Source organism: Candidatus Methylobacter favarea, assembly GCF_902806695.1.
GTDB lineage: Bacteria > Pseudomonadota > Gammaproteobacteria > Methylococcales > Methylomonadaceae > Methylobacter_B > Methylobacter_B favarea.
This window is the reverse complement of the sequence record NZ_CADCXN010000093.1, coordinates 1-24803: the sequence shown is the minus strand read 5'-3', so window position 1 is coordinate 24803 and position 24803 is coordinate 1. Positions and strand designations below refer to the sequence as shown.

18 protein-coding genes and 3 pseudogenes are annotated in these 24803 nt (G+C 51.3%); 14 read left to right on the top strand and 7 right to left on the bottom strand.

Annotated features, from left to right (window positions below; genetic code table 11):
• A partial coding sequence (locus HUX64_RS15065; protein ID WP_217426560.1) for a DUF7948 domain-containing protein occupies positions 1-875 on the bottom strand: 875 nt, incomplete at its 3' end.
• 198 nt (positions 876-1073) lie between these two features.
• A pseudogene (locus HUX64_RS15060) lies at positions 1074-1952 on the bottom strand (IS1595 family transposase).
• Between HUX64_RS15060 and HUX64_RS19855 the strand changes: the two are divergent.
• The 6 genes and pseudogenes from HUX64_RS19855 to kdpC all read left to right on the top strand — a co-directional run.
• Positions 1878-2684 (top strand): annotated as a pseudogene (locus tag HUX64_RS19855) (transposase); the annotation flags it as partial. The pseudogenes HUX64_RS15060 and HUX64_RS19855 sit on opposite strands and share 75 nt — an antisense overlap.
• A 259-nt stretch (positions 2685-2943) precedes the next feature.
• Positions 2944-4827 (top strand): potassium transporter Kup, encoded by a 1884-nt coding sequence (locus HUX64_RS15050; RefSeq protein WP_174627038.1) that lies wholly within the window; start codon positions 2944-2946, stop codon positions 4825-4827.
• Positions 4828-5172: 345 nt separating this feature from the next.
• Positions 5173-5262 carry a K(+)-transporting ATPase subunit F gene (gene kdpF, locus HUX64_RS15045; protein ID WP_174627037.1) on the top strand — a complete coding sequence of 30 codons (90 nt, stop codon included), beginning with the start codon at positions 5173-5175 and terminating at the stop codon, positions 5260-5262.
• Complete coding sequence (kdpA, locus tag HUX64_RS15040; protein WP_174627036.1) at positions 5262-7016, top strand: potassium-transporting ATPase subunit KdpA; 1755 nt, start codon at positions 5262-5264, stop codon at positions 7014-7016. The genes kdpF and kdpA overlap by 1 nt, the downstream gene beginning before the upstream one ends.
• A gap of 34 nt (positions 7017-7050) precedes the next feature.
• Positions 7051-9120: a potassium-transporting ATPase subunit KdpB gene (gene kdpB, locus HUX64_RS15035; RefSeq protein ID WP_174627035.1), complete on the top strand. Its 2070-nt coding sequence runs from the start codon at positions 7051-7053 to the stop codon at positions 9118-9120.
• 12 nt (positions 9121-9132) lie between these two features.
• The gene (gene kdpC, locus HUX64_RS15030) at positions 9133-9711 is read left to right on the top strand and encodes a potassium-transporting ATPase subunit KdpC (protein ID WP_174627034.1); all 579 of its coding nucleotides are present in this window, start codon (positions 9133-9135) and stop codon (positions 9709-9711) included.
• A gap of 409 nt (positions 9712-10120) precedes the next feature.
• On the opposite strand, the gene HUX64_RS15025 is transcribed toward kdpC, so the two are convergent.
• Positions 10121-12010 carry a potassium transporter Kup gene (locus HUX64_RS15025; protein WP_174627033.1) on the bottom strand — a complete coding sequence of 630 codons (1890 nt, stop codon included), beginning with the start codon at positions 12008-12010 and terminating at the stop codon, positions 10121-10123.
• A gap of 240 nt (positions 12011-12250) precedes the next feature.
• Here HUX64_RS15025 and HUX64_RS15020 point away from each other — a divergent pair, with 240 nt between their 5' ends.
• Together HUX64_RS15020 and HUX64_RS15015 are read left to right on the top strand one after the other, a co-directional pair.
• Entirely contained in the window at positions 12251-15016 is a 2766-nt protein-coding gene (locus HUX64_RS15020; protein ID WP_174627032.1) for a sensor histidine kinase, read from the top strand.
• Positions 15017-15022: 6 nt separating this feature from the next.
• A complete protein-coding gene (locus tag HUX64_RS15015; protein ID WP_174627031.1) occupies positions 15023-15724 on the top strand; it encodes a response regulator in 702 nt (233 codons plus the stop codon).
• A gap of 822 nt (positions 15725-16546) precedes the next feature.
• Here HUX64_RS15015 and HUX64_RS15010 read toward each other — a convergent pair.
• Positions 16547-17047 (bottom strand): DDE-type integrase/transposase/recombinase, encoded by a 501-nt coding sequence (locus tag HUX64_RS15010; protein ID WP_174627030.1) that lies wholly within the window; start codon positions 17045-17047, stop codon positions 16547-16549.
• Between the two features lie 253 nt (positions 17048-17300).
• Positions 17301-17591, bottom strand: coding sequence for a hypothetical protein (locus HUX64_RS15005; protein WP_174627029.1), 291 nt, complete (start codon positions 17589-17591; stop codon positions 17301-17303).
• Positions 17592-17615: 24 nt separating this feature from the next.
• Between HUX64_RS15005 and HUX64_RS15000 the strand changes: the two genes are divergently transcribed.
• The gene (locus HUX64_RS15000; RefSeq protein WP_174627028.1) at positions 17616-17840 is read left to right on the top strand and encodes a hypothetical protein; all 225 of its coding nucleotides are present in this window, start codon (positions 17616-17618) and stop codon (positions 17838-17840) included.
• 91 nt (positions 17841-17931) lie between these two features.
• Here the strand turns inward: HUX64_RS15000 and HUX64_RS14995 are convergent, their stop codons facing one another.
• A complete protein-coding gene (locus tag HUX64_RS14995) occupies positions 17932-18384 on the bottom strand; it encodes a DUF934 domain-containing protein (RefSeq protein ID WP_174627027.1) in 453 nt (150 codons plus the stop codon).
• A complete protein-coding gene (locus HUX64_RS14990) occupies positions 18371-20023 on the bottom strand; it encodes a nitrite/sulfite reductase (protein WP_174627026.1) in 1653 nt (550 codons plus the stop codon). The genes HUX64_RS14995 and HUX64_RS14990 overlap by 14 nt, the downstream gene beginning before the upstream one ends.
• A gap of 210 nt (positions 20024-20233) precedes the next feature.
• Here HUX64_RS14990 and nhaD point away from each other — a divergent pair, with 210 nt between their 5' ends.
• From nhaD to HUX64_RS14965, 5 genes and pseudogenes are all read left to right on the top strand, one after another.
• On the top strand, positions 20234-21538 hold the full coding sequence (gene nhaD / locus HUX64_RS14985) for a sodium:proton antiporter NhaD (RefSeq protein ID WP_174627040.1): 1305 nt from the start codon (positions 20234-20236) through the stop codon (positions 21536-21538).
• A 53-nt stretch (positions 21539-21591) separates the two neighbouring features.
• Positions 21592-22947, top strand: a complete 1356-nt coding sequence (locus HUX64_RS14980; protein ID WP_174627025.1) for an AmpG family muropeptide MFS transporter — start codon at positions 21592-21594, stop codon at positions 22945-22947.
• 262 nt (positions 22948-23209) lie between these two features.
• Positions 23210-23721, top strand: a pseudogene (locus HUX64_RS14975) (transposase); the annotation flags it as partial.
• Positions 23708-24112 carry a PIN domain-containing protein gene (locus HUX64_RS20605; RefSeq protein WP_174627024.1) on the top strand — a complete coding sequence of 135 codons (405 nt, stop codon included), beginning with the start codon at positions 23708-23710 and terminating at the stop codon, positions 24110-24112. The pseudogene HUX64_RS14975 and the gene HUX64_RS20605, both read left to right, overlap by 14 nt.
• Positions 24066-24803 (top strand): DEAD/DEAH box helicase (locus tag HUX64_RS14965; RefSeq protein ID WP_174627023.1); only part of this gene is annotated, 738 nt, incomplete at its 3' end. The genes HUX64_RS20605 and HUX64_RS14965, both read left to right, overlap by 47 nt.

Genomic DNA, 24803 nt, shown 5'->3' with positions numbered 1-24803 from the left:
ACATAGGCATGGCCGGCGTTATCGACGGCGATACCAGAGCCCCTGTCCTCTTCGTTACCGCCGAGGTAGGTGGCATAAGCTAGCACCGGGTCGATCACTAACGGGCGCGAGCGGTCATACGCGCCAACCTCAAAGCCTACTTCATGAGCAGCGTTGAGCGTATAACCGCCGGCAATGGACTTCCGGCTACCCGCCACCTCCTGGTAAATGACCGGCTTGTACATTTGGATTTCGCGCTTTCCGCTATGTAGTACCAGAGCCCCGGCGGCGTTCACCTCCATCCGCTCAGCGCCCAGAAAAGTCAGGCAGATCGATCGTGGATCGGCCTTGGGCGCCACCACGATGTCGTATTCCAACTGCCCCTGGTGGCCGTAATACACCAGGTCCACGCCTGGATATACTCCTTCATACGTCACCCGAGCGTAGGTCGGGACTCCGGTATGCCAGTGGGCCGAATCCTTGCCGATAAGATAATTGACCCGGCCGGGAGCTGCCTCTTGCCCAGTGACCCGGGGGGCCGAATTGCCGCCGGACCACTGCATGCGCAACACGGTACCCCTGATTGCTGGCACTGAGCCGGTATGGGCAGCGGAAAAACTCTTGGCGCGCGGTGTCTGCAAGGACAGCACGGCTTCGGTGGGCATCAAAAACAAGCCATAGCCGTGACCGCGGGCCAGAAATTTCACCTGCGAATCGGTCTGACCCTGGTTAGCTTCAAAACTGAGCGGCAACTGGCCGTAGCGCGCCTGCGCTTTGGCCATTGCGCTGGGAGAGATCATTTGGGCTGGATCGGGAGACGCGATCACCGGCATAGCGGACAAGGCCAGCAGCCCCCCTAAACCCGATTGACGAAGAAGTCTAAATAAGCATTTCATAGCACACTCCACTTTGGATAATTAGGTGTTTAAATAGGGGGTGACGTCCTTTTTGCCGAAAGATCGCTTTGGGTGGACTCCCGTCAAGCGGTGAGATGCACTTTCATGACATTATCTCCTTGATCTTGAAGATATTTCAAGTATCCAACAAAAAACTTTTCTTGATTAGCAAGAATCCTCCGCCATCCGCAGCCAAGCCTAGATCCGTGGGCCGAGGATCGCCGCAGCCGCCAGCAGGCGCTCGGGTAAGATTTTGAGCTGAAATCGGCGGTTAAACCGATAAGCGATAGCGGCCAAGTAGCGTCCGGCGTACTTGCCGAAGTCAAAAGCGTGGTAGGCCCCGCTCAGGCTGGTCTTGACATTGCCTAGCATCGGGTTGACTCAGCGGACTCCGCCAGTTCCCGGCTTACGCCGGCCGGCGACGATAGGAATATGGAGGCAGCTGGCGGCGCTGACGCAGCCAAAGCAGGCCAGCCCGTCGGAAAGCACGGTGCAACAGGGGCTGGTGAAGCCAGGCACTGGCGTCAGTTTGATTCGGCCGGGGTGTCCCTCGTCGTCCACCGAGACCGCCGCCACGAACGGTATCTTGTTTTCCGAGCCACGTCCGGCCTTACCGCCTCTGCGCTCGCCGCCACGGAAGACGTCGTCTATCTGCACTGCGCCCGACAGCCGGTAAAGGTCTTCGCGCTTGGCCATGGCCTGCATCAGCTTGTGGTGGATCAGCCAGGCTGTAGGGTTGCTGACGCCCAAATGCCGCTTCAAGGCCAGGGCAGACGGTCTGGTCTTGGCTTGGCTGACCAAATAAATGGCCAGGAACCAGATCGTCAGGGGCAGGTTGGACTCTTGGAACAAGGAGCCGGCGATCAGCGAAGTCTGCCGGTGGCCTGCGCTGCACTGGAAGGTCATGCGCGGATTGCTGGGCAGCAGGCAATGGGCGCTGTGGCCACAAGCGGGGCAGCTAAACCCCGTAGGCCAGCGGCACTGCACCAGGGCCGCCGCACACTGCTTAATGGCGCCATGAAAAGATTTAAAGGCAAAGGCGGTAGTGAGCAAACGCTTCTCAGGACGTTGCTGGATACTTTTGAGGCTGGCGATAGGGTGCGGGGTGATGCATTTTATGGGACCTGCTTTCTATTGCCGGAACCCCAACCTCGCCACCTGGATGCCTTGTTTGAACAGCATGGCGCCCGCAGCGCACCACCGACTTTAGTCAGGTCGATAAGCTGGGCAGCCAGGATCACTGATCACTCTGACTAAACCGAAAGTGCGTCCGCATTGGATGACGGCAGAGGAATATGCCTGTGCGCCTGAAACCCTGGTCATTCGGGAACTGAAAGTCAGCGGTAAGATATTGATGACGACGCTCACCTGTCCTGCCCTCACCCCCTAAAGAGGCTTTGAAAGGCTTATATTAATCCCGCTGGCAAGTTGAATGGGATAGTCGCACTATCAAAATCACGCCAGCCAGGGAGACGCTGGGTTGCAAGACTCTTCAGATGGGTGAGAAAGAAAGACGGGTTTATTGCTGGCTTACAACCTGATTCGCTTGGGTATGGCACAATCGGCTTAGTGGCTGATGTGGTGCCACGGACGCTATGCTTCAAGCATACCCTTCAGCTTTGGTTGGGTTGGAACGGAAAGCAACCGGATGATCAAGCTTCTATCGCCGGACTTCTGACTTTGGCGGCAGAACAATCGATTGGCAACAGACCAGGACGAATTGAGCTGCGCCCTGTCAAACGACGATCGAAACCATAGCCCTTGTTAACAAAACCAAGGGGTGAGGCAAGGGAGGAAATTAAAAAATAGGGGCATCCGAAAAAGCTTAAGTAAGTGCCATTCAGTCCGCACCCTTTTTTTAGAGGGCTGTTGATCCTTTTTAAGAGAGCTTTTAAAAACTCCCTCTTTTCTCTTTTCCAAAGAGGGAAGCTTCCAGTTCTGGTGTTTTAAGGTTATCCCCGCTTAAAATGTCTGTTACAGGATTAGCTTATTACATCTTTGCCCTATCGGAAGGACCTCATGCCGTACGGTTGTTCCTAAACGTTTATCAGACTCAAATTAATTTGCAATGTCGTCAAATTCCAAAAATCAATCCACTGAAAAACTGACCAGTCTGACGCTGGGCGCGGTTGGCGTTGTGTTTGGTGATATCGGCACCAGCCCTTTATATGCTTTCAAGGAGGTGTTCCACGACGGTTTGACGATAGACAAATTCCATATACTCGGGGTGTTGTCGTTGATTTTCTGGTCATTAACCCTGGTTGTAACGATCAAATATGCGATTTTCATCATGCGCGCCGACAACAAGGGCGAAGGCGGCATTATTGCGCTCATGACTCTTGCGCTGCAAGGCTCCCAGGATAACCCAGGGAAAATGGCCTTTATCGTCACTATCGGCTTACTGGGGGCGTCGCTGTTTTATGGAGACAGCATTATTACCCCGGCGATTTCCGTGCTGAGCGCCGTCGAGGGCTTGCAGATTATCGCCCCGACATTCGCTGATTATGTCTTGCCGGTTACTATTGCTGTGCTGAGCGGACTGTTCATTTTGCAAGCCAGAGGCACCGGCAAGGTGGGCATGATCTTTTCGCCGATCATGTGTTTCTGGTTTGGGTTGCTTGCGGTCCTGGGCATGATTAATATTATCCGTGAACCCGGCGTATTAATGGCAATCAATCCTTACTACGCAGGGCATTTGCTGGTTGAGTTAGGCTGGGGCAGTTTTTTAATCATGGGGGCTGTGGTATTGGCTATCACCGGCGCCGAAGCGCTGTATGCCGATATGGGCCATTTCGGCCTGAAACCGATCCGCTATGCCTGGTTCGGCTTTGTGTTTCCGGCCTTGCTGCTCAACTACTTCGGCCAGGGCGCACTATTGCTGCAAACGCCTGACGCCGTGGAAAACCCCTTCTATTTGCTGGCGCCGGGTTGGGCTTTGTATCCCTTGCTGATTCTGGCGACGCTGGCGACCGCCATTGCCTCGCAGGCGGTCATTTCGGGCGCCTTTTCAGTCACGCGGCAGGCCATACAGATGGGTTATTGTCCGCGCATGAATATTTTACACACCTCGGGCGATGAAATGGGGCAAGTGTATGTTCCCGCCGTCAATTGGCTTTTGATGGTATCGGTTTTCATTCTGGTGCTCAGTTTTCAGTCATCTTCAGCACTGGCTTCTGCTTACGGCATTGCTGTTACCGGAACGATGATCGTCGATACGGTACTCGCATTTATCATTATCCGGGCGTTATGGCAATGGAAAACGGCGGCCAGCGTGACCTTTCTTTCAACGTTTTTGGCTATTGATTTTCTGTTTTTTTCTTCCAATAGCCTGAAAATCCCCACCGGCGGCTGGCTGCCGCTGCTCGTGGCTACCGTAGTGTTTCTATTATTGACGACATGGATTAGGGGACGTGCGTTGCTTTCGGACTATATGGATGAAAAACGGGTGTTACTGGAGGACCTGGAAAAGAAAGTAAAGGGTAAATGGGTGAGAGTGGAAGGCACGGCGATTTATTTGACCAGAAGCTTGCATGGCGTGCCTCAGGTATTGCTGCACAACCTTGAACATAATCATGTATTGCATGAGCGAATTATTTTGCTGACTATTGTTACCACGAACGACCCTTATGTTGAAGAAGAGAACCGGGTCAAAATCAGGATCTTCGGCGAAAACCGCGACTTTTACCGCGTAAAGCTTTATTACGGTTTCACGCAAAATGCCGATGTACGTCGCGCATTGGAATTATGCGTGCAGCAAGGCCTCGCTATTAATCCCAAAAATGCATCCTTTTTTATCGGCAGCGAACGCGTATCGTTTCGGGTGAAAAGCCCAATGCCGAAATGGCGCAGACCGTTGTTCAGGTTTTTATTCCACAATGCTTCAAGCCCCATAGAGTTTTTTAAAATACCTGTCGAACGGGTTGTGGAGCTTGGCATCCGTACCGAGCTGTAACCGAAGCGGCCGCCGCAGCGCAGCCTGGCACTGGAAATGTCCGCTTTAGCGTATCAGCCCGGACCTCCATTATTGACCTGAATTTGATTAACCTCTGGCATAGTAGGTCCCTAAGGTATGCCAGAATATGTGCTTGCTCACGGCGGGAATAGAGGATCCGTTTCGGGGCTTCATAGAGCGAGCCAGACGGGCTTTTCCCTGTTTCACTACATACAGAAACAATTCAGAAATACCCTTCTTTTCTGTGGATAGACTCTCACTAAAATTCCTTCAAAAGATTTTTACAATTTCTTTATAGCAAACTCGCTAAATTATCACCGTATCGTCAACTATTAGAGAACCATCATGACCTTTACCTATGCAGTGAGCGGCTTGCTTGCGCTGGCTTTATTCATTTATTTGCTGGTTGTGCTGTTTTTTCCGGAGAAATTCTGATGACTGAAAACGGCTTATTGCAAATCACCTTATATCTTGCCGCGCTGTTGTTGCTGGCCAAGCCTTTGGGGCTTTACATGGCGAAGGTGTACGAAAACCGCCCGCTATTTCTTACTCGCCTGCTGGGGCCTTTGGAAGCGGGGCTTTATCGCTTCAGCGGCGTAGATCCGGAACAGGATATGCGCTGGCAAGACTACGCGGCCGCTCTGCTCTGGTTTAATTTATTCAGCGGTTTGGCGGTATTTTTCCTGCAAATACTGCAAGCCTGGCTGCCCTTGAATCCGCAACACCTGGCTAATGTCAGCTTTGATTCGGCATTCAATACCGCGGTCAGTTTTGCCACCAACACCAATTGGCAAGGCTACAGCGGCGAGACGACGATGAGTTATCTAACGCAGATGCTGGGCCTGGGCGTGCAGAACTTTGTCTCGGCGGCCACCGGCATGGCGGTGTTGATTGCCCTGGTGCGCGGCTTTCAGCGCACTCATGCAGCCGGCATCGGCAATTTTTGGACGGATCTGACACGCGGTGTTCTGTATATCCTGCTGCCATTGTCTTTTGTCTTTGCCCTGGTTTTAGTGGGGCAAGGCGTCGTGCAAACATTTAAACCTTACCAGTCGATTCCGTTAGTTGAACAAGTCAGCAGTGCGGCTACTGCGCCTGCGGAACAAACCACGCAAACCATCGCCATAGGCCCTGCGGCTTCACAAATCGCTATTAAGCAACTAGGCACTAACGGCGGCGGTTTTTTTAATGCCAATTCAGCGCATCCTTTCGAAAATCCGACGCCCTTGTCCAATTTTCTGGAAATGCTGGCTATCTTGCTGATACCGGCGGCGCTGTGCCATACCTTTGGCGCAATGGTCGGCAATCCGCGCCAGGGCTGGGCGATACTAGCCGCCATGACGATGGTGTTTGTCAGTCTGCTATTCGTCACCTGGGGATCTGAGCAAAGCGGCAATCCTGCACTGGCTTCACTGGGAGTCGAGCAAAGCGTCAGTGTTAATCAAGCCGGCGGCAATATGGAGGGCAAGGAAACGCGCTTCGGTATTGTGAATTCCGCGATATGGGCGACAGCTACCGGGGCGGCTTCAAACGGCTCGGTCAATTCCATGCACGATTCTTACACCCCCTTGGGCGGCATGATTCCGATGTGGCTGATACAACTGGGTGAAGTTATTTTCGGCGGCGTGGGCTCCGGCCTCTACGGTATGCTGGTTTTCGCCCTAGTCGCGGTATTCGTAGCCGGGCTAATGATAGGCCGTACTCCCGAGTATCTCGGTAAAAAAATTGAAGCCTTCGAAATGAAGATGGCGTCGATAATAATTTTAATTCCGGCCTTTTTGATCCTGGGCGGAACAGCGCTTGCGGTTATAGTCGATGCGGGTAAATCAGCTATCGCCAATCCGGGCGCGCACGGTTTTAGCGAAATTCTTTACGCCTTTTCCTCGGCGGCGGGTAATAACGGCAGCGCTTTCGCAGGGCTCGGCGCCAATACGCCGTTTTATAACACAGCGTTGGGTATCAGCATGCTAGCGGGCCGTTACGGGATCATTATCCCTGTGCTCGCCATTGCCGGTTCTTTAGCTGCAAAAAAGACGGTGCCGACGACTATCGGCACCTTGCCTACGGATACGCCATTGTTTGCGATGCTGTTAATCGGCACCGTGCTTTTGGTCGGGGCACTGACGTTCGTACCCGCTTTGGCTTTGGGGCCGGTAATCGAGCATTTAATCATGAACGGTACCCATTAATTACGCCGATAACGCAAACCTGGAGAATTCAGTAATGACCCCAACACAACATAAACAACCGCTATTCAGCTGGCAAATTCTGTTGGCTGCGCTAGGCGATACCTTTCTAAAACTAGCCCCCCGCCAGCAATGGAAAAACCCTGTCATGTTCGTCGTTTATACCGGCAGTCTGCTGACCACCGGCCTGTGGCTGTGGGGCCTGTTCAATGGGGGAGACGACTCTGCGAGCTTTATGCTTGGCGTTACCTTCTGGCTTTGGTTTACAGTGTTATTTGCCAATTTCGCCGAAAGCGTTGCGGAAGGGCGCAGTAAAGCGCAGGCGGCGGCATTGCGCAGCGCCAAACGCGACATTGTGGCAAAAAAACTGGACGAGCCCCGTTACAACGCTCCTTATGTCAAAGTTACCAGCCCGGCGCTCCGGAAAGGTGACCTGGTACTGATTGAGGCAGGTGATTTTGTCCCGGCAGACGGCGAAGTAATTGAAGGCGTTGCCTCGGTGGATGAAAGCGCCATCACCGGCGAAAGCGCGCCGGTCATCCGCGAATCAGGCGGGGACTTCAGCTCGGTCACCGGCGGAACCCGGGTATTGTCCGACTGGCTGATGGTGCGCGTAACCGCCAACCCGGGCGAAGCATTTCTCGACCGTATGATTGCCATGGTGGAAAGCGCGACGCGGCAAAAAACCCCTAATGAAATCGCTCTGACCATTTTACTGGTGGCATTGACGCTGATTTTCCTGTTGACTACGGTGACGCTTTTGCCGTTTTCTATCTATAGTGTGGAAACCGCCAAATCCGGCACGCCTGTCTCCATTACCGTGCTGGTCGCGCTGCTGGTTTGCCTGATTCCCACGACCATAGGCGGTTTGCTGTCGGCTATCGGCGTTGCCGGCATAGGACGGATGATGCAGAAAAATGTGATTGCCACTTCAGGCCGTGCCATTGAGGCGGCTGGCGATGTGGATGTGCTGCTGCTGGATAAAACCGGCACCATTACCCTGGGCAACCGCCAAGCCTCGGCTTTTTTACCGATAGGCGAAATAACCGAAAAAGAATTGGCCGACACAGCACAACTCGCGACGCTCGCTGATGAAACACCGGAAGGCCGCAGCATCATTATTCTGGCCAAGCAAAAGTTCAACATCCGGGAGCGAAAAATTCATGAACTAGGGGCGACTTTCATTGCCTTTAGCGCACAAACCCGTATGAGCGGCGTTAATATCGGCGAGCGTCAAATCCGCAAAGGTGCAGCCGATGCGATTCGAAGGTTTGTAGAAGCTCAACACGCAAAGTTTCCGCCGGAGGCCATGCGGCTTGCCGATATTGTGGCGCGCCACGGCAGTACGCCTCTGCTGGTTGCCGATGGCGGACGAGTGCTTGGCGTTATTGAGCTGAAAGACACCGTCAAGGGCGGCATTAAGGAGCGCTTTGGAGAATTGCGGCGCATGGGTATTAAAACCATCATGATTACCGGCGATAACCGCCTGACGGCGGCGGCTATTGCCGCCGAAGCGGGCGTTGATGACTTTTTGGCCGAGGCTACGCCTGAGGCCAAGCTCAAACTTATCCGTGAACAGCAAGCCGAAGGGCGGCTTGTGGCAATGACCGGCGATGGCACCAACGATGCGCCGGCGCTGGCTCAGGCTGATGTGGCGGTAGCCATGAATTCGGGCACGCAAGCCGCCAAGGAAGCCGGTAACATGGTTGATCTCGACTCCAATCCCACCAAGCTGATTGAGATTGTCGAAACCGGCAAACAAATGCTGATGACGCGCGGGGCCTTGACAACATTCAGTCTCGCCAACGACCTGGCCAAATATTTCGCTATCGTTCCGGCGGCATTCGCCAGCACTTATCCTGCGCTTGGCGCGCTGAATATCATGAGGCTTGACAGCCCGTCCAGCGCCATACTTTCGGCAGTTATTTTTAATGCCCTGATTATTGTCGCCCTGATTCCTCTGGCATTGAAGGGCGTGAAATACCGTCCTCAAAACGCAGAGGCATTACTGCGCAATAATTTACTTATTTATGGCGGCGGCGGTGTTATCGTGCCATTCGTGGGTATCAAGCTGATAGACCTCGGTTTAACCGCCCTGTCATTTTAAGGAGAATTCGTGGTGTTCAATCCTATTAAACCCGCATTACTCATGCTGATGTATTTCAGTGCACTAACCGGAATCATCTACCCGCTAATCGTCACCTTCAGTGCACAGGCCTTTCTTCCCCGTCAGGCAAATGGCAGTCTGATAATCGATGATAACAATCAAGCGCTCGGTTCCGAGTTAATTGGTCAAGCATTTAGCCGCCCTGAGTATTTTTGGGGACGGCCTTCCGCGACTTCGCCCCATCCCTATAATGCGGGCGCATCGAGCGGCGCGAATCAAGGACCTGCCAATCCTGCATTATTGGAGGCTGTTCAAACACGCATCAAAGCCTTGCGCAATGCAGACCCCAAGAACACGAAACCGATACCTGTGGATTTGGTTACCGCTTCAGCCAGCGGTCTTGATCCTGATATCAGCCCGGCAGCCGCCGTATTTCAGATAGAACGTATCGCCGCAGCCCGGCACTTGCCGGTGCCGAAGGTACAGGAACTGGTAAAGCGCTATACAGAGCCCCGGCTATGGCGAATACTGGGCGAGCCCCGGGTTAATGTGCTGAAATTAAATCTGGCTTTGGATCAGAGACTTAAATAGCGTGTTGCAGGTTTATTGGGCTAGCCGGTTTTTTAACGATAGTTGTGCAGGCTTTTGATGGCTGGCATCACCTCTTTTTCGCTGATCGGTCTCATGAGCTCCAAGCCTGTTTATTACTGACGCGGCAATAATTATCTTCGAAGTCCAGTTAACTATGGACAAATTCCCGCTGTATTGACAAGCATCTACTTGAAGGCGATGTGCCTATAGACAAGAGTTATACCTTGTCCGCGCATCGGCGATTTCTAGCTGCGGTAGTGGCCAATTCCCCCTGCTCTTTCGGCCTTTGGTACCGGCAATTCAAGAGGCTGCCGGGGATAAGGGCGTGCTATACAATGGTTTGAGTAGGCCCTGGCGGGTTAATTTTTCCCGACTCTCCAGGATTGTAAAAAAAAAACCGCCAAGCGGGTTAAAGTTCAAGGCGGATGCCCAGTTCAATAACCCGTTCAGCAGGAATTTTAAAAAAATCTACGGCGCTTGCAGAATTGTGGAATAAAAATCTGAACAGGGGCCTGCGCCATTTCGGCATGGGACTTCTTCTTCGGAAAGCGATGCGTTCGCTGCCGATAAAAAATGAAGTCTGGTTGAAATCCAGCTTAACCCCGTGCACGAGGCATAACCGCAAAGCTTGCATTACGTCCGGATATTGCTGAAAGCCAAAGTAGATTTTTATCCGGTAAAAATTATAATTTTTACCGAATGTTCGAATTTTAACCCGATGCGCTTTATCAACATAAGGCTCGTCTTTAGTGACGATAGTTAATACTATAATCTGTTCATGCAAGACATGATTATGCTTGAAATTATGCAAAAATACCTGGGGTACGCCATGCAGAGTTTTAGTCAGGTAAAGGGCTGAACCTTTAACAACGGCTGGCTGACGGTTTTCAATCTCCTCTTCCAGATCTTCAAACAAGATACGCTTCTCATCCAGATGCTCCGCCAATAACTGACGACCTTTAATCCAGGTAGTCATCATTAAAAACAGGACGATTCCAATAACCAAAGGCAGCCAGCCTCCGGAAGGAATTTTTAGACTGTTGGAAAAAAGAAACACGGAATCTATGCTTATAAAAGTGACCAGAAAAATAAAACTCGTCGCTTTATTCCACTGCCAAAGTCCCTGAATGACGATAAACGCCAACAGCGTATCAATGATCATGGTCGTAGTAACGGCAATGCCGTAAGCAGAAGCCAGCGCGGTTGAGGATTGGAAACTCAATACCACTATAAATACAAAAACCATTAACAGCCAATTGATAGTCGGGATATAGACCTGCCCGATTTCCTCGCCGGAAGTATGCAGAATACGCAAGCGCGGAAAATATTCAAGCTGTATGGCCTGGCGCGTGACTGAAAAGGCGCCCGAGATGACCGCCTGCGAGGCGATAATTGTCGCCAGCGTCGCCAGAATTAGCAAGGGATACAAAGCCCAGTCCGGCGCCAGCAAATAGAAGGGGTTTTCCACGGCGTCAGGCGTTTGCAGCAATAGTGCGCCCTGGCCGAAGTAGTTGAGCAGCAAGGCCGGAAACACAAAGCCGAACCAGGCATAGCGGATCGGTTTCAGACCGAAATGGCCCATATCGGCATACAGCGCTTCGGCGCCGGTGATCGCCAATACCACAGCCCCCATGATGATATACGCCTGCCAGCCTAACTCTCTCAATAGATACACGGCATAAAAGGGATTGATCGCAGCCAGTACGTAAGGCGCCTGAATAATATTGATTATCCCCAGCACACCCAATGTCACAAACCAAAGACACATGATCGGCGAAAAGATTTTGCCCACCTTGCCGGTGCCCTTGGCTTGCAAAATGAACAGTCCGCTCAGCACAGCAATAGTAACCGGCAAGACATAGTCAGCGAATGTCGGGGCGATAATCTGCAAGCCCTCGACGGCGCTCAGCACGGAAATCGCCGGGGTAATCACAACATCGCCGTAAAATAGCGCGGCGCCGAGCAAGCCGATGGTAAGAATAAAACGTCGTCTTACCGGCTTGTCCTTTGAGCTTTGCAGCGCCAGCACCATTAAGGCCATAATGCCGCCTTCGCCCTTGTTGTCGGCGCGCATGATGAAAATCGCATACTTGGCTGTCACTACTAACGTCAATGCCCAGAAAACTAATGACAGCACCCCCAGCACATGCATTTTATCGATAGGCAAATGCGTATCGAAGACAGCCTTAATGGTATAAAGAGGACTGGTGCCGATATCGCCAAACACAACGCCAATCGCGCTTAATGCCAAAGCGGTTAAGCGGGGTTCGAAATGATTATTTGAAGTTATCGATGACATAAATCAGAAAACTACCTGAAAAAAAATATCGCAAATATTCCGGACTTTGCAATTAACGAAGATGTCAAACAGGCTCATATTGTGACGATAGTAGATAATTTTTCAGGTAGTTTAACAAACAGCCTGAATATGTGTGGATTTATAATAGCTGAGCTGCTGAAATCGAGTCTGATGCTGGACAACGAAACGCGCTAAGCATGTCTGCCTATAATCTTTTCTTCTAATAAAATGAACTCATCTATGAAAGATTCCCGCCCGAACCCGGATGCCCTGCTGGCCCGTGTGGAACGTGAGGAAAAAAAACGTAAGCGCGGACGGCTGAAAGTTTTCTTCGGCGCGGCGGCCGGCGTCGGAAAAACCTATGCCATGCTGAAGGCGGCACAGGCCAGGCGGGCTGAAGGCATTGATGTCGTGGTAGGATTGGTGGAAACCCACGAGCGGCAAGAAACTATCGCGTTACTGGAAGGGCTGGCTATACTGCCGCCGAAACTGGTGGATTACCGCGGCACGGTACTTCGCGAGTTTGACCTCGATGGCGCGCTGAAGCGCCGGCCGGCGCTGATTTTAGTGGACGAGCTGGCGCACAGCAACGCTATCGGCTGCCGTCACCCCAAACGCTGGCAGGATGTAGAAGAATTGCTGAATGCGGGCATTGATGTTTACAGTACGCTGAACGTCCAGCATCTGGAAAGCCTCAACGACGATATAAGCCAGGTAACCGGCGTGCAGGTTCGGGAAACCGTGCCGGATACCCTGTTCGAGCTGGCCGATGAAGTTGAATTGATTGATTTGCCGCCCGATGAATTATTGCTGCGCCTGAAAGAAGGCAAGGTTTACGTCCCACAGCAGGCAGAGCAGGCAATGCAGAGCTTCTTCCGCAAAGGCAATCTGATTGCCTTGCGCGAATTGTCTTTACGACTGACTGCCGAACGGGTCGATGCGCAAATGCAGGATTACCGCGACGATCATGCCATACGCGACGTCTGGCGGGTCGGTGAGCGCATTCTGGTTTGCATCGGCACCGATACCCACCTTGCTGAGCGCTTGGTGCGCGCCAGCAAACGCCTGGCCGCCAGCCTTCATGCCCAGTGGATTGTGATGTATGTAGAAACCCCGCAACTCCAGCGTTTGCCTCCCGAGCGCCGCGATGCCGTACTGCGCGTACTGCGCCTGGCCGAACAACTGGGCGCTGAAACGGTCACCTTGTCAGGTGTCGACATGGCTGAAGAAATTCTGGCCTTTGCCAAAACCCGCAATATCTCCAAAATTGTTATGGGCAAACCCGGCCGCAAGGGCTGGAAGCGCTGGCTGTTGGGCTCGGTGGTCGATACTCTTATCTCCAAGGCCCATAATATCAATATCTATCTGCTGGGCAGTCCGTATAGCCCGAATGCTCCGGAGCAAATCCATCCCCGGCATACATTTGGCGTAGAATCAGTCCGCCCACGTTATCCGTGGGGACAAGCCGGAAAGCGCTGGCCAGGCTTCAGGTGGGCACTGGTTATGACCGGGTGCAGTAGCGTGCTCGCCTGGGTAATGTCCGGGCAATTTGAATTAGCCAATATCGTCATGGTTTACTTGCTGGGCGTGGTTTTAGTTGCTGCCCGCTTTGGCCGGGAAGCCTCCATTCTGACATCGATTCTGAGCGTCGCCGCTTTCGATTTTTTCTTTGTAAGCCCCTCTTATAGTTTTACTATTGAAGATGCCCAGTATCTGGTGACCTTTGTGATTATGCTGGCAGTGGCCCTGATTATCAGCCATCTTACCAGCAATATGCGCGCCCAAGCGAAGGTTGCAGCGCATCGGGAACGGCGAGCCAATGTACTTTACGCACTCAGTGAAGAACTGGGTATCAGCAGAACCGTAACCGATACGGCACGCATCGCCGCGCGTCATATTCATGCGGAATTTGGCGGAGCCAGCGTAGTGCTGTTTCCTCGTGGCGATGGGCGGATAATTTATCCGCTGGATACGCCGGGCAAGGAATCGCTGCACGGTTGCGATCTCAGTGTGGCGCAATGGGTTTTTGATCACGGCCAGATGGCCGGGCAAGGCACCGATACGTTACCGGGCGCTGACGCGGTGTTTTTTCCTGTAACGGGTTCATGCGGCGTCCTTGGAGTGCTGGCACTGCGTGCCGCCAATCTGCGCAGAGTATTTCTACCTGAGCAGCGCCGCTTGCTGGATACTTTCCTCAGCCAGATCGCTCAAACCATCGAGCGGGTACGTTTCGCCGAGGAGGCGCAACAGACGCAAATGCGCATAGAATCCGAAACTTTGCGCAATTCCCTGCTCAGCGCGATTTCCCATGACTTGCGCACGCCGTTGGCATCCATTGTCGGCGCAGCCAGTACCTTGGCCGAAGATGATAGCCATCTTACGCCTCTGGATCGGCATGAATTAAGCCTCACGATCTACGATGAAGCGCTGCGGATGTCGAATTTGACCAATAATATTCTGGACATGGCCAGACTGGATGCAGGTCAAACGCCGATGAACCGGCAATGGTATCCGCTTGATGAAATAATCGGCGGCGCTTTGACACGGATGCACAAACAGCTTGAAGGACGGCCTGTCAATACCAGAGTTCCGGATGAACTTCCGCTGGTGCATCTTGATGCGGTATTGATTGAACAGGTGCTGATTAATCTGCTGGAAAACGCCTGCAAGTATACTCCGGCAGGCAGCCCTATCGATATCACCGTCGAGCTTTCCCCTCATACCCTGAAAATAACGGTAGCAGACCGGGGCCCCGGCATTCCCGCTGGCGAGGAACAAAAGCTGTTCGATAAGTTCTATCGCCTGCACCGGGAAGGCGCCCAAAGCGGGGCCGGTCTGGGTTTAGCCATTTGCAAGGCTATCATCGTAGCGCATGGCGGCATTATCGGCGCCGGCAACCGTCAAGGCGGCGGAGCGCGATTCTTTTTTATGGTTCCTGCCGATCAGTCGCCGCCGAGTCTGCCGGCAATGAGCACGGTGGAAGCACAACTTCTCCCGGATGAATAATATACAATGACTAAAGCCAAAGCCGTCATCGTAGCTATCGAAGACGATCCGCAAATCTGCCGCTTTTTACGCACCAGCCTGAACGCACACGGATTCCAGCTGTTTGAAGCCGCAACGGGAGAGAGAGGCCTGGTGGAAATCGGCACCCGCCAGCCGGAACTGGTCATTCTCGACCTGGGATTGCCCGGCATGGACGGCATTGCGGTAATCCGCTGGCTGCGCGGCTGGTCAAATTTGCCGATAATCGTGCTGTCGGCCAGAAGTCAGGAAAGCGACAAGATTGCGGCGCTGGATGCCGGTGCAGATGATTATCTGACCAAACCGTTCAGCATCGGCGAGCTCCTGGCGCGTATCCGCGTTTCCTTGCGCCATGCGGCCCAGCTTGCAGGCGATAATGCGGAACCGCTTTTTACCACTGGTGAATTACGCGTCGACTTGGCCAGCCGCAGGGTCTGTATGGGCAATCGGGAAATTCGCCTGACTCCCATCGAATACCGGCTGCTGACTGTCCTGATCCATCATGCAGGAAAAGTGCTGACTCACCGGTTTATTTTGCTGCATGTATGGGGGCCTGCCTATGTTGAGCATGCGCATTATGTGCGCATCTACATGGGGCAATTACGGCAAAAACTTGAGGCCGATCCTACTCATCCCAAGTACTTGCTGACCGAAACCGGAATAGGCTACCGGTTGATGTATTGTACATAACGACTGACTTGCCGATTCGGTGGGTTTTTTTATTCCTCAAACGCCGGCAGGGAAAGTCTCCGGGAGTTCGCTCCGCTTCCAAAGTGAGGTTCGCTGCAACGGCTCGACCTCGAACCTATGATAGAAAGGGATGATGTAGAACTGCACTGCCAACCGCCGATCAAAGCAGTGGCTGATGGGTTCGCTCTTAAATAGTCAGTGGGCCATCAATCGAGTGTTTCAGCCATATGATGTCGTGCACATTCCATGACGTAACGCGGCCATGAGATATCAGCCGATAACAGCGCTCGGCAAAGAAGAATTTATCCATCGCCAGGAGTACCGGATCGATCGGACTGTGCAGATTGAAGGGTGGTTAGGCTTTTTATGCGCAAAGTTATTCTATGCGGCAACCTTAACTCCCCCGTAAGATGTGATGGGATAATAGGTGGGCGTTTATTGGCTATTTCCATAAAACAATGAGCAAGCACTTTAAATGACCTGACCACGCCAAGGTTAAAAGTATTTTTCCGATTAGTACGGGGAATTTAGGATTTGATGCAGTGGTTGTTTAGTCTCATCTATAACGGGTTAGGATTAACTACAAAAATATCCGGCTTCTTATCGTACCATTGCAGGATGGCCTCAAAGGGAGTCTTGCGGCCTATGGCCCTTAATTTGGGGTTGAAGTTGTAGTTTAGCAGGTAGTAGTACAGATGCGTCTTTAGCGCATCCACGTTGTCAAATTGGAAGCGTGGTCGTGTTGGTATTGACCTTTTTGTTCATCGCCTCGACCATGCCGTTCGTCCACGGGTGCTTGACCAGGGTGGTGCGGTGTTCGATCTATTGGGCCTTGCACAGGGCAACGAAAGGATGTTCCTTATCCTTGGGCTTCTTGCCGTCGGGCAAGGGATTATAGCTGAACTCGATACCGTTGTCGGTGAGCAGCTTTTCGATCTTGAACGGGTAGTGGGCCAAGGTCTGTTTGAGAAACTCGGCGGCAGCCTCCATGCGCTTGTTGTCGTGCAGCTCCAGATAGACATAGCGGGTAGCGCGGTCGAGGGCGACGCACAGGTAGCCCTTGTCTTTGCCCAAGTTGATTTGGGCGGAGTCGAGGTGGAGGAAGCCCGGTTCGTAGGCTTTGAACGTCCGGGCGGCAGTCTTTTCCTGGTCCGGCAACAGGTCGGCCAAGCGGCTGACACCATGGCGTTGCAGGCAGTGGTGCAAGTTGGAGCGGGTCAGCACTGGTATCTGCGGTAGCAACAGATAGTACAGGTCATCCAAGGGCAACAAGGTCGTGCGCCGGGCCTCGACGATAACGGCTTCGTCCACCGGGGTCAGCACGCTGCCTTGATCGGGCTTGTTGCCGCACTGGAGGTCTTCGATCGACTCCCCGCTGCCGCCACTTCTGGACGATTTTGGGGTTGATGCCGTAGCGCTGGGCGAGGAGTTTAACGAGGCTCACCTGAGAGTCTTGAATTTTTTCTCGGAGAGTGTGTGGTCGTGGCTGTTCCGTGGAGTATTTGTCCCATCGCTTTTCCTCTTTCAGTTGAGAACAGATTAAACCATTTATTTATGGGACTAAACAGGTACTTTACTAATACGGGTTTGCGCCACGCGGGGTCTTCATCATCAGGATGGTAAAAGGCTTCCAGTCCAGGCCGCTAAGCCTGCCCAGACCATCTTCAAAAAACTCGTCTGGCTGCGCTCGCGTCAGCTTTTTTTGTAGGCCCACTGCCAGCCGCAACAGGTAAGCGGAAGATTTATTAAAAGCAGGCATGGCTATAGCCGCCAGGCGTTGATAGGCCGCATGCGGGTTGTGAGAGGCATAGCATAACCGCGAAGTACGGACGGAGCGTATAAACGCGGGGAAGAGTAATTTGATCATGACTGACTCAGGAAGGATGGTTTAATGATGGCAATCAGTATACCGAGACAAGCAACATTAGGAGTCGCTAATATAAAACTTTATTCTTTCTCTAAGCTGGTATTGCCGGGATTTGATGAACTCGACTATATAGGCAAAACACGCCTCATCTGCTGGAAAGTATTTTTAAATGAAATTAGACAAATAATGCCGCTGCGCATTCACTGCCCGCAGAACGGGTTCAGTTTTTGGCTTACAAATGGAAGATGACTTGAAGGCGGCAGAGTACGATGCTTTTGATCGCACACAGAAACGCTGCCGGATAAGCAAAGGTCGCAACCGGCAGCGCCTGTTTTGATAATTAGTTTATTGAGGTTTGATACTTGACACTAAAATCGTCGAGATTGGCAAGCGTTACCGGCAAATCCTCGGTTTTTTCAGGGCTGAAGGCATTGACGCCGACCCGTGATAAATAAAATACCTGATCGGGCAAATAATGTCCTGTCGCCCTGATTTCACCTTGATAATTATAACGGCCTCTAAGCAGCCAGGCATGGGAAAAAATGCGCCCGTCGGCAAAGGCAGGAAAATCAAGCTCTATCAGTTGCAGGTCTTTCAGGTCGGCGGCAAAGTCTTCAACTGAGTCGGCAGGCCCCATTCTTACGCCCAGTTTTCCTTCACGTTCAAGCAATTGCTGTTTGTCTTTTTTCCAGCGAGCTAATGAAACACTAATATCGCCGGGCTCCAGATCAGCATCATCAATAATATAATTCCAGCTGTCATCAATAATCTGTTTATCTTTAATTATCTGCATATACCTGCTCTTTGAAGGGAGTTATTCCGACCCGCTTCACCATATCAAGAAATGACTCATCTTCCAGGCGTTGCTGGACATACACATCCAGAATTGTCGTCACTGCTTTAGTAACCTGATCCTTGGCGACAGCGGGCCCTAGCCGTTCGCCGATAGCCGCTTCATTTTCCGACGAGCCGCCCAGGGTCAATTGGTACCATTCAGCCCCTTTTTTATCAACGCCCAGAATCCCGATATGGCCGACGCTTTGATGCGCGCAGCCGTTCATGCAGCCGGACATATTGATTTTTACATCGCCTATGTCATGAATGTAATCCATATCATCCAGGGCTTCATTGATTTCTTTGGCAACGCCAATGGAGCCGGCATTGGCGAGTGAACAAAAATCAAGTCCCGGGCAGCAAATCATATCCGTTACCGTGCCGATATTAGGCGTCGCAAGCTTAAGCGCATCGAGTTGACGCCACAAGGGGAACAGATCGGCCTGTTTTACGTCGGCAAAAATTAAATTCTGCCTGTGAGTGCTCCGGATTTCGCCGAAACTGTATTGATCAGCCAGGTCGGCGACGGCGTCAAGTTGAGTATCGGTCATATCTCCCGGAGGCGAATCCGGCGCTTTTAATGAAAGAAAAGCGGCGCGATAGCCGGATACCCTATGATCGGCGGTATTGTGTTTAACCCAGGTGGCGAAGGCCTTATTTTCCTGCTGGCGCAGGGCAAAACTGTTATCCTGGCCTGCGTCGGATTCATACGGCGGACGAGCAAACTGGGTTTGCATGGCTGCAATGCGCTCATCGCTGAGCTCGCGGCCATCTTTTATTAAAAGCCATTCCTTTTCGACAGATTGGGTGAATTTTTCCAGGCCGGATTCTTTAAGCAGAATTTTTATACGGGCCTTGTACATATTATCGCGGCGTCCGTACAGGTTATAAATCCGCAGTACGGCTTCCAGATAAGACAATAAATGCTTTTTTTCCAGGTATGGTCTGATAACTTGACCGATGACAGGGGTGCGGCCCAGCCCTCCGCCTGCCAGTACTTTAAAGCCGATTTGCCCGGCGTCGTTTTTAACCAGATGCAGGCCTATGTCGTGAAACTGGGTTGCGGCGCGGTCATGCAAAGCGCCGCTAACAGCTATCTTGAATTTACGCGGTAAATAGTCGAATTCCGGATGTAGCGTGGTCCATTGCCGAATGATTTCGCAATAAGGGCGCGGATCTTCCAGCTCATCAATACAAACGCCGGCCAGGTGATCGGATGTGGTGTTCCTCATGCAGTTGCCGCTGGTTTGTATGGCATGCATTTGAACACTGGCCAATTCCTCAAGAATATCAGGTATTTTTTCAAGTTTAGGCCAATTAAACTGGATGTTTTGCCGGGTAGTAAAATGGCAGTAACCTTTGTCATATTTTCGCGCAATATGGGCCAGCTTGCGAAGCTGCCGTGAGGAGAGTATCCCGTAGGGGCCGGCTATTCGCAGCATGGGGGCATGGGTCTGAATGTATACCCCGTTCCTTAATCGCAAGGCGCGAAACTGATCGGCGGAAATATCGCCTTTTAAAAAACGCTCGGTTTGCCTTCTGAACTGGGCTACACGTTGTTCGATAAGCGTTTGATCATTCTGGTTATACTGATACATAGTTGAGCATTTAAACGCGGGTCAGACTGGAAATATGGCCTATAATCATATACCGCGAGTCATAAAATGACAAAATTTATTGTAGGGTGATAATATTGCCGGTTGAAATTTGACATTGGTTTAATTCATTTTAATAAAGAATAGTAGGGGGTTGTTTTGATACGGTTTTTATGCGCCTTTTTATTGATGTTGCTATTGCCCGAAATAGTAATGGCCGGCGGTTTTGAAAGTCTGGGGCTCACCGGAACTGAACGGGGAATTTATACTGTTCTGATTTTTTTAATAGCTTACGGTTTTGTAATGGCAGAAGAGTTTACTAGCCTGCGTAAATCCAAGCCGGTTATTTTTGCAGCCAGCATTATTTGGGCACATGCTGCTATTCTGGCTGCCCAGGCAGGCGTATCCATTCATGATATGCACGCAGCTTTTGAACACGATTTGAAAGAATATGCCGAGTTAATGTTGTTCCTGCTGGTCGCAATGACTTATATCAACTCAATGGCTGATCGTAATGTCTTCGAAGCCTTGCGATCCTGGTTAATCAGAAAGCAGTTTGGCTACCGCCAATTATTTTTAATTACTGGTATCATTACTTTCTTTCTGTCGGCTGTAGCCGATAATCTTACCTCGGCCTTGCTGGTGGGCGCCGTAGTTCTGGCGGTAGGAGCGGATAATCCCAAATTTGTCAGTATCAGTTTTGTTAATTTAGTGGTTGCCGCTAACGCCGGCGGGGCATTCTGCCCTTTTGGCGACATTACAACCTTAATGGTCTGGCAGGCTGAATACGCCGAGTTCTTTGATTTTTTCAAGCTGTTTATTCCCTCAGCCGTAAATTACGGAGTGCCCGCCGCCGCTATGTATTTTGCTGTGCCGAATGAACAGCCTAAGCCCTCCAGTGAAGCGGCCGTGCAGTTAAAGCCCGGGGCGATTCAAATTTGTGTGTTATTCCTGTTCACTATTATTACCGCGGTAAGTTTTAAACAAGTACTGCATTTGCCGCCATTTATGGGAATGATGGCGGGGCTTTCGGTTCTGATGATTTATAGTTACCGGATAAATTTCCTGCATGCACCGAATGGGCAACCGTTTGATGTTTTTAACCGGGTTCGTGAAGCTGAATGGGATACCTTGCTGTTTTTCTTCGGCGTCGTATTTGCAGTGGGCGGCTTAGGTTATATTGGTTATCTTGAGTTACTGTCAAAGGGCATGTACGAGGGCTTGGGAGCTACCACGGCAAATATTCTGATAGGGTTAATTTCGGCAATTATTGATAATATTCCGGTCATGTTTGCAGTATTGAACATGAATCTGGACATGAATTTGTACCAGTGGCTGCTAGTGACATTAACTGCCGGTGTTGGCGGCTCGCTGCTGTCGGTCGGCTCTGCTGCCGGCGTGGCTTTAATGGGGCAGTCCAACCATAAGTATACTTTTTTCAGCCACTTGAAGTGGACGCCTGCAATTGCTGCCGGCTATGCGGCAAGTATTGTCACTCACTATTTAATTAACGGCTGATGCTCTACATATGAACGGTACCCCTGCTCCGGGCTGCTTGCCTACCAAGACTCATGGCTACTGAAAAAAGCTGGCGTAAAGCCATTTTAATTTATGCTCAGCCAAAAGTGCGCAGCATGATATTTCTGGGCTTTTCCGCAGGCCTTCCTTTCCTCTTGGTGTTTTCGACATTATCAGCCTGGCTAAGGGATGAAGGGGTGGAACGATCTGTCATAGGCTTTTTTAGCTGGGTCGGCGTGACCTATTCAATCAAGGTCTTTTGGGCGCCCGTTATTGACAGATTGCCATTGCCCTTATTCACTCATTTATTAGGTAAAAGACGAAGCTGGATGTTGCTTGCGCAGCTAGGAATTATCGCCGGTCTGATAGGCATGGGAAGTTCTGACTCACATACGCAATTACAACAAATTGCCCTGTTTGCGGTATGGGTAGCCTTTTGCTCTGCTACGCAGGATGTTGTAATTGATGCTTATCGGGTCGAGACCGTCGGGGCTGAATATCAAGGCGCTATGGCGGCAACCTATGTGTTTGGCTATCGCATTGCCCTGTTAGTCGCTGGCGCCGGTGTTTTTTATATTGCCGATTATTCGAGCTGGAGATTTGCTTATTTTGCCATGGCCATGGCTATGGGTGTAGGCGTGCTGACTACCTTCTTTATTAATGAGCCAGACCATAATGATATTAAAGAAGCCGGAGCCCTTGAAAGCAAGCTTGAAGCTATGTTGGGCGTAGCCAGGCGGCAAACGGCCTTACAACGTTTTCTGGCGGCTTTCTCCCGGGCGGTTTTGAGTCCGTTTATTGAATTTTTTAATCGCAACGGCAGAATAGGTTTACTGATTTTGCTGCTTATTGCCCTGTATAAAATGAGCGACATCACTATGGGAGTGATGGCAAATCCATTTTATCTGGATTTGGGGTTCAGTAAAAAAGAAATTGCCGAGGTCAGCAAGATTTTTGGTTTTCTCATGACTATCGCCGGCGCTGCGTTGGGCGGCATGATGGTCGTCCGGTACGGGATTATGCACCCGTTACTAGTGGGAGCGGTAATGGTGGCGGCAACCAATCTTCTGTTTGCGGTTTTGGCGGTGAGCGAACCAAATCTGCTGTTACTGGCAGGTGTAGTAAGCGCAGATAATTTAAGCGGCGGCATAGCGACATCGGTTTTCATTGCTTATCTTTCCAGCTTGACAAGCACCGCTTACACGGCCACGCAATATGCTCTGTTCAGCTCCTTAATGACCTTGCCCGCCCAGTTGTTAGGAGGCTTTTCCGGCATGGTTGTGGACAGTTACGGCTATCTGGTATTTTTTATTTATGCAGCATCAGCAGGTTTGCCAGCCATAGTGCTGGTGTATTTATTAATGCGCCATCAAGAGTTGTCTAAAGTGTATAGTCATAATCCACAATAAGAGGAGCATGATCGGAGCAACGTACATCTTAATAGGTGAATGTAGCGGTTATTTTATCTTTTAGCGTTGAGCTGATTACTTGATAATCAATTCGCCAACCTACATTTTTACCTAGGCCTGGCCCGCTTCGACCGCTGGGTATATTGGCCCGGCTTCCTTATTAATTAACCTGAGTTCGGGATAAGAAAATCGAGAGCGAGCGCATCCTTTTTCGCGTAAGATTCTGTGTTGGCAAACAAATCTAGACAGGATCGGGAAGCTTATGAACAGTTTAACTGAACTTTACTGTCTGCTCGACGATTTTGCCGGGTGTTTGAACCGGGATGAAAACGCCATCTGTTAGCGCTCGGAGCGAAACAGAGGCAGCAGCCCAGTGCCTTGAGCCTCGCGGAGTTGATGACCGCTCGCTATTTTGTTCCATCAATTGCGCTTCCGCCAGTTCAGGAGTTACTACCTGTGCTATCTCTGCCGCCATCTACGCGCTGAATTCTCCGCCTTCCCCGCTACCCACGAGGGGTGAAGCTCTTACCCTGCTGCACGGCGTCTCTGTCCGTTTTGTTCACTCTGCTGAAGAGCGAGTGCTACGGCATCTCTATCGCCGATGCTGCCACGCTGGCTGTCTGGGACAATCGGCGCATTCGGCGCCACCAAGTCTTCAAGGGGCTCGCTCAGCGCGGCAAGATCTCAATGGGCTGATTCTATGGCTTCAAGCTGCCTGTGATCATCACCTCGAAGGGCGAGCTGATCCGCCTCAAAGTGTTTGCGCAGTCAATCCACCGATGCGGTCCTGATCAAACAGGCTTTAGAATCGGGTTGGTTAAAGTGTGTCGATAATCCGGTTTTTACGCACCCTTTATCAAGAAGTCTGGGATTCGGTGAGCAGACCAGCATTGAGTTAGCCTTACAAACAGCCAACAAAACCTTGTTGATTATGGATGATGCGTTGGCGCATAAACAGGCCTTGCGCAAGCAATTGATCATTGTCGGCACGGCCGCGCTGTTGTTTGACGCGCAACGAAAAGGATTGATTGCTGATGCTGAGACCTTAATCGCTGAACTCAATCAGGCTGGTTATCGCATTTCAGCCGTTGTAATTGCTCAATTGAAAAAGGCCGCGCATGAACCCCAGCGTTTTAGCCCAACAATTACAGCAAGCCGTCAGTGATTATCTGCGTTTAAGTTTTGAAACGACGACACCGTTTTTTGACGGCTTGCTGGAGCGCTTTTTAACGACGCCGGGTTTGTTGGCCACAGGGCCTTATCTTTCGATTAAATTGCCGTTTGAAAAAGGTTCGGGAAAAGCCGGCTTCTTTCCCAATGCGCCGCTGGGTTTTCCGCCGCATAAACATCAGGAAATGGCTTTCAAGCGCATTGGCGTCGAATTTAAATCGACATTGGTGGCTACCGGCACAGGATCTGGAAAGACCGAGTGTTTTCAGCTGCCCATCCTTGAGTATTGTTATCAGCAACGGCATAAACGGGGCATTAAGGCCCTGCTGATTTATCCGATGAATGCGCTGGCGTCTGACCAGGCCGGGCGCCTGGCCAAAGCCATTTATGATAATCCGGCGCTGAAAGGCAAAGTGACGGCCGGTATTTATATCGGCGATCAGGTAAAAAATGCCGCTGCCTTCATGGACCGCGAGCATCTCATTTCCGATAAGGAAACGCTCAGAAACAATCCGCCGGATATTTTGCTGACCAACTACAAGATGCTGGATTTTTTATTGATCCGCTCCAGGGATCATTCCCTTTGGGCGCAAAACACGGAAGAAACGCTCAAATTTTTAGTGGTTGATGAACTGCATACCTTTGACGGCGCGCAAGGCACCGATCTGGCGTGTTTGATCCGGCGC